This is a genomic window from Flavobacterium sp. LC2016-13 (assembly GCF_009707955.1).
Classification (GTDB): Bacteria; Bacteroidota; Bacteroidia; order Flavobacteriales; family Flavobacteriaceae; genus Flavobacterium.
In genome coordinates this window covers 1-12,654 of sequence record NZ_WMDQ01000010.1, presented here as the reverse complement: position 1 = coordinate 12,654, position 12,654 = coordinate 1, and the positions used below count along the sequence as shown (strand labels likewise).

Below are 12,654 nucleotides of genomic sequence, written 5' to 3'. Positions count from 1 at the left end.
AAACCAAACACATTTCAAGTTTCATATCGAGAATTTATAATTGTATTTTTTAACCACAAAGAAGACAAGACTTTGCAACTTTGCGTTTTTATAAAGTATAGTATATATAAACCTTTGCGCTCTTTGCTGTTAAATAATCTTGCAAATCATTCTCAAAATTATACAAACCGAAGCAAACCTTAGTTCGGAAATTTGCATTGTAATATTTAAAAATAAAAACAATGACACATACATATCAACTTACCGGAATGACCTGTACAAGTTGCGAAGACAAAGTAAAAAAAGCACTTCAGCTTGTCGACAACATAACAAATGTCGAGGTTTCAAAAAATGAAAATACAGCAACCGTTACCATGAATAAACATGTTGCTCTGGCAGATTTACAAAATGCTTTAGACAGCAAATACCAAATTTCTACTATTAATCATAATGAAACTGCAGAACAAACAAGGTCGTGGTTTGAAACTTATAAACCTATTGTATTGATTTTCTTTTACATTAGTTTAGTTACGGGATTAATACAATTAACAAATCAGCATTTTAATTATATGCAGGCCATGCAGCATTTTATGGCAGGATTCTTTTTGGTTTTCTCCTTTTTCAAAATGCTTAATCTAAAAGGTTTTGCCGAAAGTTATATGATGTACGACGTTCTGGCTAGAAAAATTCCGGTTTGGGGATATATCTATGCTTTTATTGAACTTGGTTTAGGAATTTCATATTTATTAAATTTTAGTCCGCTTTTTACAAATGCCGTTACTTTCATTGTAATGACGATTAGTGTTATTGGTGTTTTGCAATCGGTTTTAAATAAAAAGAAAATTCAATGCGCCTGTTTAGGAGCCGTTTTTAATTTACCTATGAGCACTGTTACCATTATAGAAGATGGTTTGATGATTATAATGAGTTTAATTATGCTTATAACAATGATATAATGAGCTGTAAAAAACCACTTTTAACGACATTATTACTGTTCTTTTTTACCCAGATTATGCTTTCGCAGAAAGTAGTTCGTTACGATTTATATGTTCGGGATACCATTGTTAATTTTTCCGGAAAAGAAAAACGGGCTCTTACCGTTAACGGACAAATTCCGATGCCGACTTTGACTTTTACCGAAGGCGATATTGCTGAAATTTATGTGCATAATGAACTTAAAAATGAAGATACAGCTTTGCACTGGCACGGTTTGTTTTTACCAAATAAAGAAGATGGAGTTCCTTATTTGACTCAAATGCCAATTAAACCCGGAACAACACATAAATATACTTTTCCCATTATTCAAAACGGAACATATTGGTATCATAGCCATTCGGGATTGCAGGAACAAATAGGTTTGTACGGACTTTTCATTATCAATAAAAAGAAAGATGATGCTACTTTTAGAAAAGGAATTGACGATTTACCAACAATTCCAATAATTTTAAGTGAATGGACTGATTTGAAACCGGAAAATGTACAACGAATGCTTCATAATGCGAACGATTGGTTTGCTATAAAAAAAGGAACAACTCAAAGTTATGCGGAGTCGATTCAAAAAGGGCAATTTTCAACAAAAGTCACAAACGAATGGAAACGTATGAATGCCATGGATGTGAGTGATGTTTATTATGAGAAGTTTTTAATCAATGGAAAAAATGAAGATCAGCTTTCCCAATTTAAAGCCGGAGATAAAGTCAGGTTGCGAATTGCAAACGGTGGCGCTTCCAGTTATTTCTGGCTTACTTATGGCGGTGGAAAAATAACTGTTGTGGCCAGCGACGGAAATGATGTTGAACCTGTAGAAGTCGATCGATTGATTATTGCGGTTTCTGAAACTTACGATGTTGTGGTAACAATTCCTGAAGATAAAAAATCCTTTGCTTTTTTGGCTACAGCCGAAGACAGAACCGGATCAGCTTCTTTATTTTTAGGTGAAGGAGCGAAACAACCCATTTCTCATCTTCCAAAATTAAAATATTTTGAAGGAATGAAAATGATGAATGATATGATGAGAATGAATGGCGAAATGAATGATATGGGCATGAAAATGTCTCTGAATAAAATGGACATGAATGCCGTGATGTATCCTGAAATTTCCGGTGAAGAGGAATCTGCAAAAACTGATCATTCGATGCATAATATGGAAGGCATGGAAATGTCAAATGATTCTACCTCAACTTCTGAAATTGTCACGCTGAATTACGGAATGTTAAAATCTCCCACCAAAACAACTTTACCCAAAGACGCTCCCGTAAAAGAATTACGCTTTGAATTATCAGGAAATATGAATCGCTATGTTTGGAGTTTAGATAATAAAGTGGTTTCTGAAACGGATAAAATCTTAATCAAAAAAGGTGAAAACGTCAGGATTGTATTGTACAACGGTTCGATGATGCGACATCCGATGCATCTTCATGGACACGATTTTAGAATTTTGAACGAACACGGCGATTATTCTCCACTCAAAAATGTCATTGATATTATGCCAATGGAAACAGATACAATCGAGTTTCAGGCGAATGCTGATGGCGATTGGTTTTTTCATTGTCATATATTATATCACATGATGGCCGGAATGGGACGGATTTTTAGTTATGAAAATTCAGCTCCGAATCCGTTAATTCATCATCCAGAAATGGCGTACAAAATGCTAAAAATGGACGATCGTATGTTTCATTTTATGGGCGAAAATGATTTTGCTTCAAACGGAAATGACGGTGAAGCGATGTACAGTAATATGCGTTGGAGCATTGGAACGGAATGGAGATTGGGTTATAACGAAAAACATGGTTATGAAACCGAAACGCATATTGGCAGATATATTGGTAAAATGCAATGGTTTATGCCTTTTATAGGTTTTGACTGGCGGTACAGAAAAATGGGAATGGACGAACAGGAACAAAATCTTTTTGGTCAAAGTAATACAAAAGATAATCGTTCGGTTTTTAGTGCTGGTATAGAATATACTTTACCAATGCTTGTAAAAGCTCAGGTTGAAATGTATACCGATGGAAATCTGAGAGTACAATTTGAACGAAAAGATATTCCGCTTTCCAGACGTTTGCGAATGAATTTAATGTGGAATACAGATAAAGAATATATGGCGGGTTTAAAATACATTGTAGCCAGAAACTTCGGAATCACAACGCATTATGATAGTGATATGGGAATTGGTTTTGGTGTGAACCTGAATTATTAATATTATATTAGCATTGAAATAATCCTAATCTTCATAAATGAAAAAAGTAAATTTTCTATTCTTATTTGTTACTGCTTTTCTTTTAATAAGCTGTGATCCCTCACAAGGTATTCTTTTTACAAATAAAAGCGAAAGCAACGTAAAAGTAAAACTTATTATAAATTCGAAAGTTAAAAACGATCAATTGGATGAGATGAAAAAAGGAGATTCAATTGTTTTTAACTTAATTCCTCATAATCCAGAAGAAAAACTAGGATATATTTATTTTGGAAGAGGAAGATGGGATGATGAAAATATAAATGAAGTCACTAAATCAATCAAAAGAATTGAAATTGAAAATGATAATTATAAGATCGTTTATAAATCGCAACAAGCAATACGTAATTTACTGCAAGAAAACTATAAAGGCATAATTATGAAATCCCTCAATATTAAAATTGATGACAATTTTTTCAAATAAAATATGAGAAAAATCTATTTTGCACTACTTTTCACTTCAGGAATAATCTTAACAAGCTGTAATAAAAAAGAAAAGGATTTAGAATTTGAAAAAGATGTAATCTATCAAGTTTATCCTGATCTAATCGATTCGGTTTGGGTAAATGCTGCTTATCATTATGCGCCGCCTCCACCGCCACAAATCAAGGATACTCCAGAATATAGAATTCAACGGAAAAAGGAATATAAGAAACAATTTAATGAAGACTTAGCTGAGTTTAAAAAAAAGGGTTTCAAGATTGATCTTGTTTTTCTGGATAAAGCAAAGCCAAAGAAAAATGGAAACGAACTTCAAGAACATTTTAAAGATGCTGTATTATCGAAAGACAATATTTTAGATACGCTTGACTATAAGTTTAACAGAAAAAAACTGGATGCTTACAATGCATTTCATCTTAAATATGTTCCCAGAATACCGCGTGGAAATGACAGGATATTTTATAATGAATGTTGTTATTCTGTGCGAGGAGTTTTTAGTTTTAGCAGAATTCAATTTGATTCGGAAAAAAAATATGGCCTACTTACCGCTGAAATTGACTGTGGTGATATGTGCGGATATGGATATCGAATCTATATTAAAAAAGTAAAAGATAAATGGATTGTTGATAAAATTGAAGATGCATGGATTGTATAATTTAGATATATTTAAACATTTTATAAAACCAATAAAACAATTATGACATTAGAAGATTTCAAAAAGAATTTTAACGATCAAATTACACCTGAACTAACTTTATTTTTTGAGATAAACGATGAACTCGGATTCGAAAATTATTCTCAGGGTTTTGGATTATACGAAGATGATAAATCAGGTATTTCGAGCTGGTCTGAAGATCAGGATTTTTTAGATAAACTAATGCCTTTTGCTCAGGCAAATGGTTCTGGTTCGATGTATGTATTATGGAATAATGAACAAAATAAATCATTAAATGAATTACCTGTAGTTGTTTTTGGCGATGAAGGCGGTTATCATGTTATAGCAAAAAACATCTTCGAATTTATGCAATTGCTCACTTTCGACCAGGAAATATCTGTTGATCATGAAGAAGCTTACTTTTACAAAGATGAAGATTATGAAGAAAGCGAAAACTTTCCTGAATACATAACCTGGCTTAAAGAAAACTTTAATCTGGATCCTATTGAAGACACAGAATCAATTATTGCAGATGCACAGGAAACATACAAAGCCGACTTTGATAAATGGGTTTCTCAATTTTATTCTGAAGATTAATAAATAATAAACATCTATAAATAGTATAAATATGAAAAAGTTACTTACCGTTTTAGCAATCGCTTTATTTACAGTTGGCTTACAAGCACAAGACACAAAACCTGTTAAAAAAGAAAAAGCTAAAAAAGAATCATGCTGCAAAAAACAGATAGCAAAGACAAAAAGTGTTGTGCTAAAAAATAATTAAACATGATTTCAATAAAAAAGACCTCAAGAAATTGAGGTCTTTTTTTATATGTTTTTTTTGCCCAGAAATCATTTTAATCTTTGAAATCTGTGGCAAAAAACTATTTCAAACGAATACTCCATTCAAAATCCATTTCAGAAACCTGAACTCCTTCTTCGTTGGTTCCTATAGATTTCATCCAAAAGGTTTGGCCCTCGCCTGTTGCAATAGTTTCCTTAATAGCTTCTTTAATTAAATGTCCGTCATTACAAACAAAGGTTATTCTTCCTGTTGCCTTTTTGGTAAAGTTTCCTTTATTGTTAGCAACCAACATTGATATTTTTTTTCCGCTTTGCTGAATTTGAGCAATTACCAAAGCTCCGGTTGTTAATTCTGCTGCCATTGCCTGAACAGCAAAATACATAGAATTAAACGGATTTTGATTAATCCAACGGTGTTTTACACTTACGATACAGGTTTTATCATCGATAGCTTTAACACGAACGCCACAAATATATGCCGATGGTAATTTGAATAATACAAATTTGTTGAGTTTAGAAACTGAAATTGCCATGTGATTTATTTTTTTATGTAAAAATACAAAAAAACTATGCACGCACAATAAATTGCTATTATTTCACTATTTTCTCAATAAAATAAGGCGTTTACATTGATTTTCAGCACTTTTTATTTCTCAATATGAATTGAAATTTGTTAATTTTTTGTTAATATTTGGTACTATGTAAAACAAGATACTGTCTTTTAGCCATATATTTGTATAAGAAATTACTATATGCTTTTAATCATGGAAACAACAACACCACTAATCATGGAAACAACATCAGACAAGAACACTGCAACGTTCACACATTTAAGTACTTTAAGTCAGTACATCATTCCGTTTGGGAATTATATTTTCCCAATTTTAATCTGGACGAGTTATAAAGACAAATCTGAATTTGTAAATCACCACGGAAAACAGACTTTAAATTTTCAATTAAGCATACTGCTTTACACATTGATTTTAGCTTTAATTGCAATTCCGATTTTTGTAATTCTGTTTTTTCAAAACCTTCCTATGCAAGCTGTTTTTAACGATGAGGATTTCATCATCAGAAATTTCGATTTTCAGGGAAATATAGGATTACTAACTGTTGGACTAACAGCTGTAGTGCTTTTCGGATTACTAAAAGTAGTTGAGTTCTTTTTAGTTATTTATGCTTCAATAAAAACATCGAACGGAGAATATTACAAATATCCAATGGCGATTCCTTTTATAAAGTAAAATCATTAAAATTATGAAAGCACTTCGACTTCGCTCAGTGTGACATAAAAGTTAAAAGTTATAGTCGATAATATCTGACAATCAACAGGATAATTTCGAATCAATCATCAATCAATCATCATCAATCAAAAAACGAATCAGTTCAATCTAAAAAAAACAAAATGAAATTATGAACATTGAAAACACAAAAGCACAGATGCGCAAAGGTGTTCTTGAGTTTTGCATCTTATCAGTATTAAAAGAACAAGATGCATACACATCAGAAATATTAGACACTTTAAAAAACGCTAAATTACTAGTTGTAGAAGGAACGGTTTATCCACTTTTAACTAGATTGAAAAACGACGGCTTGCTTAATTATCGTTGGGAAGAATCGACTTCAGGACCACCACGAAAATACTATGGGTTAACCGAAATAGGACAAACATTTTTAAACGAACTTAGCGGTACCTGGACTGAATTGTCTGATGCCGTAAAACTAATCACCAATCAACAAAATCAATAGTCATGAACAAAACAGTAAATATTAACTTAGGGGGCATGTTTTTTCACATCGATGAAGATGCATACTTAAAATTAACGCGCTATTTTGACGCCATAAAACGATCACTAAACAATTCATCTGGACAAGATGAAATCATTAAAGATATCGAAATGCGTGTTTCTGAATTATTAACAGAAAAACAAAAAAGCGAAAAACATGTTGTGGGATTGAAAGATGTTGATGAAGTGATCGTAGTAATGGGACAACCGGAAGACTACATTATTGAAGACGAAGACAGACCAAAACAATCGTTTAACGATAACGGAACAAGAAAACACAAAAAATTATACCGCGATAAAGAAAAAGGTATGATTGGTGGTGTTGCAACAGGTTTAGGACATTATTTTGGAATAGACGCTGTTTGGATAAAAATCCTATTCTTGATATTTGTTTTCGCAGGTTTTGGAACCGGAATCTTAGCTTATTTTGTTCTTTGGGTTGTAACTCCGGAAGCGGTTACAACATCTGAAAAACTTGAAATGACTGGTGAACCGGTAACAATTTCGAATATTGAAAAAAAGGTTCGCGAAGAATTGGATTCGTTATCTGACAGATTTAAAAATGCAGATTATGATGCAATGGGAAACCAGGTAAAGTCGGGAGCTGAGAGAATAAGTAGTTCATTTGGAGACTTTATAATGACGGTTTTTAAAATTTTCGCTAAATTTTTAGGAGTTGTTCTAATCATGTCAGGTATAAGTGTTTTGATCATGTTATTGATTGGAGTATTTACTTTAGGAACAAACGTTTTTGTTGATTTTCCTTGGCAAAACTTTGTTGAAGCAGGAAACTTTACAGACTATCCTATCTGGTCATTTGGTTTATTAATGTTCTTTGCTGTTGGAATTCCGTTTTTCTTCCTGACACTTTTAGGATTTAAATTGTTATCTCCGGACTTAAAATCTATCGGGAATATTGCGAAATATACTTTATTAGCCATTTGGATTATTGCTGTTGCAATTGCAATTAGTATTGGAATCAAACAGGCTACTGAAATTTCATATGACAATAAAACGATAGAGAAAAAAGAGATTGGTATCAGCAAAAACGATACACTTTACGTAAAATTCAGATACAATGATTATTACGCAAAAGATTTAGATCACCATAGAGAATTTGAGTTTGTTCAGGATTCTGCAAATAACCAATTGATTTATTCAAACGATGTTCATTTACATGTTTTACGTACTGATGAAGCTAATGCATATCTACAAATAGAAAAAAGTGCAAGAGGAAATTCATTTACAAATGCAAAGCAGAGAGCTGAAAAAATTAACTACAAATTTCAGATCAATGGTAACCATTTAGTTCTTGATAATTATTTTTTAACAGATGTAAAAAACAAATTTAGAGGTCAGGAAGTTGATGTATATTTGTACTTACCAGAAGGTCAATTATTTAAACCAGACGCATCGGTACAAGATTATGACGAATCTGAAAATGATTTTTTCAACTTACACTTTAGTGGAAACTACAATTACAAAGTAGACGGATCAAAAATTAAATGTCTTAATTGCCCTGCAGAAGAAGATGATCATGACGATGTAGATTATGATAGTGACGATACTGAAGTTAATACAATTGAGAATGATACTGTAAAAGAAGTTTCGATTAAAATTAATGGAAAAGAAGTCTTGAACGGAAAAAAAACCAAAGGAAAACTAACCACTGATAAAAACGGAGTTATAATTAAAATTAACTAAGCCATGATAAAAATAATCATTCATATTACGAAATTCATTATTGCGACTGTCATTGCATTATTGTTTGCCTCATGCAACTTAAACATGAATACGGTTGAAGGCAGCGGAAATGTTACTACTGAAAAAAGAATTGTTCAGGGAGATTTTAAAAACATACAGGTAAGCAACGCTATTGATTTAGTTGTAGAACAATCTGATAATTACGAAGTTGTTGTTGAAGCTGATGATAATTTGCAAAAAGAAATTGTTACAAAAGTAGAAAACGGAACTTTGGTAGTGAGATGTAAATTTAGTTCTTTCAGAAATGTTACCATGAAAAAAGTAACTGTAAAGATGCCAAATATTGAAAAACTTGACGCTTCAAGCGCATCTTCAATACATAGCAAAAACGTAATTCAGGGAGAAAATATAGAGCTTGAATCATCAAGCGCTGCAAACATGGACGTTAACATAGAATCTGACAACATAGTAGTTAGAGCCAGTAGCGGAAGTGTAATTAGAGTTGAAGGAAAAGCATTAAAAGTTCAGACAAAAGCTTCGAGCGGTTCAAGTATTGATGCCGGAAACTTATTAGCCAACGAAGTTGATGCTGATGTATCAAGTGGAGGAAGTACTGAAGTACATCCAATCTTAAGTCTGAAAGCAGGCGCTTCAAGCGGAGGAAGTATTAATTATATTAATGTTCCTAAAACAATTGAAAAAAATTCAAGTTCAGGAGGAAGCATTAATCAGGGTTAACAATATTTATCTGTTAAATATAAAAGAAATCATTCATCAAAAGTGGATGATTTTTTTATATTTGTCCAAATCAAATCTAGAATTAATGAAAAAAAATACAGCCTTACTGTTATTATTATTAGTTACGACATTCACTTTTGCCCAAAAAAGAGAAAAAGTAAAAGGATCTAAAATCGTAACCACTTCAATAAAAGAAGTTGGTGACTTTGATGGCATTGAAGCCGATGATAATCTTGAAGTTTATCTGGAGCGCGGAGAAAAAAACGAAATTAAAATTGAAGCTGATGATAATTTGCACGAAATCATCGGAATGGATTTAAGAGACAAAATGCTTCGTTTATACACTACAAAAGAGAGCACAATTTTTAAAAAACTAATTGTTCGCGTTACTTACACAAGTTCGCTTAAAAAGGTTATTTCTAAAAATGAATCGGTTGTTTATGCCATTCAGGAACTGCAATTAGATGACTTAACATTTAATAGTTATGATTATTCTAAATTATATTTGAATGTCAATGCTAAAAAATTCTCATTGATTACAGATGATAAATCTAAAACAGAATTGAATTTAAAAGCTGAAGATGGCGTTTTGCAATTAAGTAAAAGTTCTTCGGTTAAAGCATTAGTATCTGCAATAAAATTTAAATGTGATTTATATCAAAAATCTGTTGCAACTATCGAAGGAATTGCTGAAAAAGCAACAATTCGTTTAGACAATAGCTCAACATTTACAGGAACAAAATTCACATTAAAAGATGCAACCGTTACTACTGAAGGAAGTTCAACAGGAATCTTTTTTGCAGAAACGACACTTTCTATAGCGGCAGGAGACAAATCTGAACTTACCCTTTTCGGAAATCCAAAAATCGAACTTACAAGATTCTCTGAAGAAGCAAAACTGATTAAGAAACTTAAGTAGAGTTTTTGTTTCATAGGTTTCAGGTTTTCTTTGTTTCAGGTTGAAATGAGAATTTTACTGCGAAGAACGCTGAGATTTTTAACCTATATTAATGTTGAGAAAACACAAAGTTCGCAAAGCTAGTTCAACACAAAGTTTTGCGAACTTTGTGTTTTCTACAAAACCTCGCATAATAATAACTTTGTGACCTTTGCGGTAAAAATTAATCTGTTTCAGCTTTAACATAAAAAAAGTCCCGTTCTAAATTGAATGGGACTTTTGTATTATCTAAGCGTTCCAAAGATTCATATTCAAGCAACTTGAAACCTGAAACAAACAAAATCTGAAACTATTTCTATTACTCCTTAGCTGCTAAATATCTTTCAGCATCCAAAGCTGCCATACAACCTGTACCTGCAGCAGTAATAGCTTGACGGTAAACATGATCTGCAGCATCTCCGGCAACAAAAACACCTGCTACATTTGTATTAGACGTTCCTGGAGTATTAATAATATAACCTGTTTCATCAAGAGTGATGTAATCTTTAAAGATATCTGTATTTGGTTTATGACCAATCGCTACGAAAAATCCTGTTGCAGGAATTTCAATAACTGCTCCTGTAGTTTTATTTAATGCTTTAATAGCATGTACTACATTTTGATCACCTAAAACTTCAACTGTATCGTGGTTCATCAAAATCTCGATGTTCTCTGTTTTGCGAACACGTTCTTCCATAATTTTAGAAGCTCTGAATTTTTCGCTTCTTACCAACATTGTAACTTTTTTACAAAGTTTAGATAAATAATGAGCTTCTTCGCAAGCAGAATCTCCTGCTCCAACAATTACAACTTCCTGATTACGGTAGAAAAATCCGTCGCAAACAGCACAAGCAGAAACTCCTCCGCCCATGTTTAAATAATGTTGTTCTGAAGGTAAACCTAAATATTTAGCTGTAGCTCCTGTAGAAATAATAACAGTTTCACAATGCAATTCGATCGAATCGTTAATCCAAACTTTATGAATATCTCCTGAAAAATCAACTTTAGTAGCCCAGCCATCACGAATATCAGCACCAAAACGTTTTGCTTGATCTTGTAACTGAACCATCATTTCCGGTCCTGTAACTCCATCAACATAACCCGGAAAATTTTCTACTTCATTTGTTGTAGTCAACTGACCTCCAGGCTGCATTCCCTGATATAAAACTGGATTCATATTTGCTCTGGCAGCATAAATAGCTGCTGTATAACCTGCTGGACCAGAACCAATGATTAGGCATTTAATTTTTTCTATTGTATCTGACATAATATGTGTAGTTTTTTGTGATGCAAAGGTAAACTTAATTATAAAAAATTCCAGTCAAAATAAATCCTAAATAACTATGTCAAAATAAGTTTTATTTATTTCACGATTTTCCTTTCACAAATAAAATTTATTACTATATTTGCATCCGCTTACGGGCATTACAACAATTACATCTTCGGGGTGTAGCGTAGCCCGGTTATCGCGCCTGCTTTGGGAGCAGGAGGCCGCAGGTTCGAATCCTGCCACCCCGACACTAACGCCTTTCAAAGGCAGTCAAAACCCCTTAAATCGTATGATTTAAGGGGTTTTTCTATTTATTTAACTCCAAAATGTTCAAGTTGTATCAAACTAAATGGGACCCATTCGGCTACCCATTTTGTTTTCTTAAGTTTAGGTCCCAATAATTGGGTTAACATCTTGCAATTCAGTCAATGTGCTTTGTTGGGTACTTTTAGATTCATTGGATAATTGTCTTCGCTTTTAGCGATCCATGACAACCAAAATTAAATCGAAGTACCAAAGAAAAGATGTCAAACATTAAATTTTGGAGATATGACAACAATTAACAACACATTCGGGGTATTATTTTATCTTAAGGTACAAAAGATCTCAGCGCAAGGCAAGATGCCAATATGCGCAAGAGTAACAGTAAATGGGAAACGTACCGAGATCTCAGTAAAGCGATCAGTAACTGCATCCGAATGGGATGTCAAGAAAGGAATGCCACGAGGAAGTCGAAAGGAAATCGTAGAACTTAACATGTTCCTTAATCAATTCAAAGCAAAGATTATCAGTATCTACCAGCAGATGCTTCTTTCGGATGACATAATAGATGGTCCTGCAATCCGAGATAAAATGTTGGGTACAGGAAAATTGACTCCTACACTATTGAAACTTCTAGAGCACCATAATAACCAGCAAGGACATAAACTGGCTCCTGGCACAATGAAAAATTACTATACAACTCAAAGGTATATCAAAAAATTCCTTATGGAGAAGTACTATAGGACTGATATTGTTCTTTCAGTGTAAAAACCAGTGATATTGATCATCTGATTCCAATTTAAATTGACCACCAAGTTTTGGTTTAAATTGACCACCTAA

General features: G+C 32.8%; 14 protein-coding genes and 1 tRNA gene. 13 read left to right on the top strand and 2 right to left on the bottom strand.

Going from position 1 to position 12,654, the window contains the following annotated elements:
* Positions 1-221: 221 nt before the first annotated feature.
* Genes GKZ86_RS18885 through GKZ86_RS18860 form a run of 6 tightly spaced genes read left to right on the top strand, consistent with a single transcriptional unit; the run spans position 222 to position 5,097 of the window.
* Entirely contained in the window at positions 222-935 is a 714-nt protein-coding gene (locus GKZ86_RS18885; protein WP_154784614.1) for a heavy-metal-associated domain-containing protein, read from the top strand.
* 56 nt (positions 936-991) lie between these two features.
* On the top strand, positions 992-3,181 hold the full coding sequence (locus GKZ86_RS18880; protein WP_154784778.1) for a multicopper oxidase family protein: 2,190 nt from the start codon (positions 992-994) through the stop codon (positions 3,179-3,181).
* Positions 3,182-3,218: 37 nt separating this feature from the next.
* A complete protein-coding gene (locus GKZ86_RS18875; RefSeq protein WP_154784613.1) occupies positions 3,219-3,641 on the top strand; it encodes a hypothetical protein in 423 nt (140 codons plus the stop codon).
* A 3-nt stretch (positions 3,642-3,644) separates the two neighbouring features.
* Positions 3,645-4,313 (top strand): hypothetical protein, encoded by a 669-nt coding sequence (locus GKZ86_RS18870; RefSeq protein ID WP_154784612.1) that lies wholly within the window; start codon positions 3,645-3,647, stop codon positions 4,311-4,313.
* A 42-nt stretch (positions 4,314-4,355) separates the two neighbouring features.
* Positions 4,356-4,910 carry a hypothetical protein gene (locus tag GKZ86_RS18865; RefSeq protein WP_154784611.1) on the top strand — a complete coding sequence of 185 codons (555 nt, stop codon included), beginning with the start codon at positions 4,356-4,358 and terminating at the stop codon, positions 4,908-4,910.
* A gap of 31 nt (positions 4,911-4,941) precedes the next feature.
* The gene (locus tag GKZ86_RS18860; RefSeq protein WP_154784610.1) at positions 4,942-5,097 is read left to right on the top strand and encodes a hypothetical protein; all 156 of its coding nucleotides are present in this window, start codon (positions 4,942-4,944) and stop codon (positions 5,095-5,097) included.
* Between the two features lie 100 nt (positions 5,098-5,197).
* Here the strand turns inward: GKZ86_RS18860 and GKZ86_RS18855 are convergent, their stop codons facing one another.
* On the bottom strand, positions 5,198-5,650 hold the full coding sequence (locus GKZ86_RS18855) for a DUF4442 domain-containing protein (protein ID WP_154784609.1): 453 nt from the start codon (positions 5,648-5,650) through the stop codon (positions 5,198-5,200).
* 231 nt (positions 5,651-5,881) lie between these two features.
* Between GKZ86_RS18855 and GKZ86_RS18850 the strand changes: the two genes are divergently transcribed.
* The 5 genes from GKZ86_RS18850 (at position 5,882) to GKZ86_RS18830 (ending at position 10,265) form a co-directional block, all read left to right on the top strand.
* Positions 5,882-6,361 (top strand): DUF4870 domain-containing protein, encoded by a 480-nt coding sequence (locus tag GKZ86_RS18850; protein WP_228526624.1) that lies wholly within the window; start codon positions 5,882-5,884, stop codon positions 6,359-6,361.
* 169 nt (positions 6,362-6,530) lie between these two features.
* Complete coding sequence (locus GKZ86_RS18845) at positions 6,531-6,866, top strand: PadR family transcriptional regulator (RefSeq protein ID WP_154784608.1); 336 nt, start codon at positions 6,531-6,533, stop codon at positions 6,864-6,866.
* Between the two features lie 2 nt (positions 6,867-6,868).
* A complete protein-coding gene (locus GKZ86_RS18840) occupies positions 6,869-8,608 on the top strand; it encodes a PspC domain-containing protein (RefSeq protein ID WP_154784607.1) in 1,740 nt (579 codons plus the stop codon).
* Positions 8,609-8,611: 3 nt separating this feature from the next.
* Entirely contained in the window at positions 8,612-9,346 is a 735-nt protein-coding gene (locus GKZ86_RS18835; RefSeq protein WP_154784606.1) for a head GIN domain-containing protein, read from the top strand.
* 85 nt (positions 9,347-9,431) lie between these two features.
* Positions 9,432-10,265: a GIN domain-containing protein gene (locus GKZ86_RS18830; protein ID WP_228526625.1), complete on the top strand. Its 834-nt coding sequence runs from the start codon at positions 9,432-9,434 to the stop codon at positions 10,263-10,265.
* A gap of 337 nt (positions 10,266-10,602) precedes the next feature.
* On the opposite strand, the gene trxB is transcribed toward GKZ86_RS18830, so the two are convergent.
* Positions 10,603-11,550, bottom strand: coding sequence for a thioredoxin-disulfide reductase (trxB, locus tag GKZ86_RS18825; RefSeq protein WP_154784605.1), 948 nt, complete (start codon positions 11,548-11,550; stop codon positions 10,603-10,605).
* A gap of 176 nt (positions 11,551-11,726) precedes the next feature.
* Here trxB and GKZ86_RS18820 point away from each other — a divergent pair.
* Both GKZ86_RS18820 and GKZ86_RS18815 read left to right on the top strand, forming a co-directional pair.
* Positions 11,727-11,801, top strand: a tRNA-Pro gene (locus tag GKZ86_RS18820).
* A gap of 301 nt (positions 11,802-12,102) precedes the next feature.
* The gene (locus GKZ86_RS18815) at positions 12,103-12,582 is read left to right on the top strand and encodes an Arm DNA-binding domain-containing protein (protein WP_154784604.1); all 480 of its coding nucleotides are present in this window, start codon (positions 12,103-12,105) and stop codon (positions 12,580-12,582) included.
* Positions 12,583-12,654: the final 72 nt, after the last annotated feature.

What these genes read in the sequence shown, in the direction of transcription:
- GKZ86_RS18885 (WP_154784614.1), top strand. Translation starts at nt 222, where the DNA reads ATGACACATACATATCAACTTACCGGAATGACCTGTACAAGTTGCGAA.
- GKZ86_RS18880 (WP_154784778.1), top strand. Translation starts at nt 992, where the DNA reads ATGCTTTCGCAGAAAGTAGTTCGTTACGATTTATATGTTCGGGATACC.
- GKZ86_RS18875 (WP_154784613.1), top strand. Translation starts at nt 3,219, where the DNA reads ATGAAAAAAGTAAATTTTCTATTCTTATTTGTTACTGCTTTTCTTTTA.
- GKZ86_RS18870 (WP_154784612.1), top strand. Translation starts at nt 3,645, where the DNA reads ATGAGAAAAATCTATTTTGCACTACTTTTCACTTCAGGAATAATCTTA.
- GKZ86_RS18865 (WP_154784611.1), top strand. Translation starts at nt 4,356, where the DNA reads ATGACATTAGAAGATTTCAAAAAGAATTTTAACGATCAAATTACACCT.
- GKZ86_RS18860 (WP_154784610.1), top strand. Translation starts at nt 4,942, where the DNA reads ATGAAAAAGTTACTTACCGTTTTAGCAATCGCTTTATTTACAGTTGGC.
- GKZ86_RS18855 (WP_154784609.1), bottom strand. Translation starts at nt 5,650, where the DNA reads ATGGCAATTTCAGTTTCTAAACTCAACAAATTTGTATTATTCAAATTA.
- GKZ86_RS18850 (WP_228526624.1), top strand. Translation starts at nt 5,882, where the DNA reads ATGGAAACAACAACACCACTAATCATGGAAACAACATCAGACAAGAAC.
- GKZ86_RS18845 (WP_154784608.1), top strand. Translation starts at nt 6,531, where the DNA reads ATGAACATTGAAAACACAAAAGCACAGATGCGCAAAGGTGTTCTTGAG.
- GKZ86_RS18840 (WP_154784607.1), top strand. Translation starts at nt 6,869, where the DNA reads ATGAACAAAACAGTAAATATTAACTTAGGGGGCATGTTTTTTCACATC.
- GKZ86_RS18835 (WP_154784606.1), top strand. Translation starts at nt 8,612, where the DNA reads ATGATAAAAATAATCATTCATATTACGAAATTCATTATTGCGACTGTC.
- GKZ86_RS18830 (WP_228526625.1), top strand. Translation starts at nt 9,432, where the DNA reads ATGAAAAAAAATACAGCCTTACTGTTATTATTATTAGTTACGACATTC.
- trxB (WP_154784605.1), bottom strand. Translation starts at nt 11,550, where the DNA reads ATGTCAGATACAATAGAAAAAATTAAATGCCTAATCATTGGTTCTGGT.
- GKZ86_RS18815 (WP_154784604.1), top strand. Translation starts at nt 12,103, where the DNA reads ATGACAACAATTAACAACACATTCGGGGTATTATTTTATCTTAAGGTA.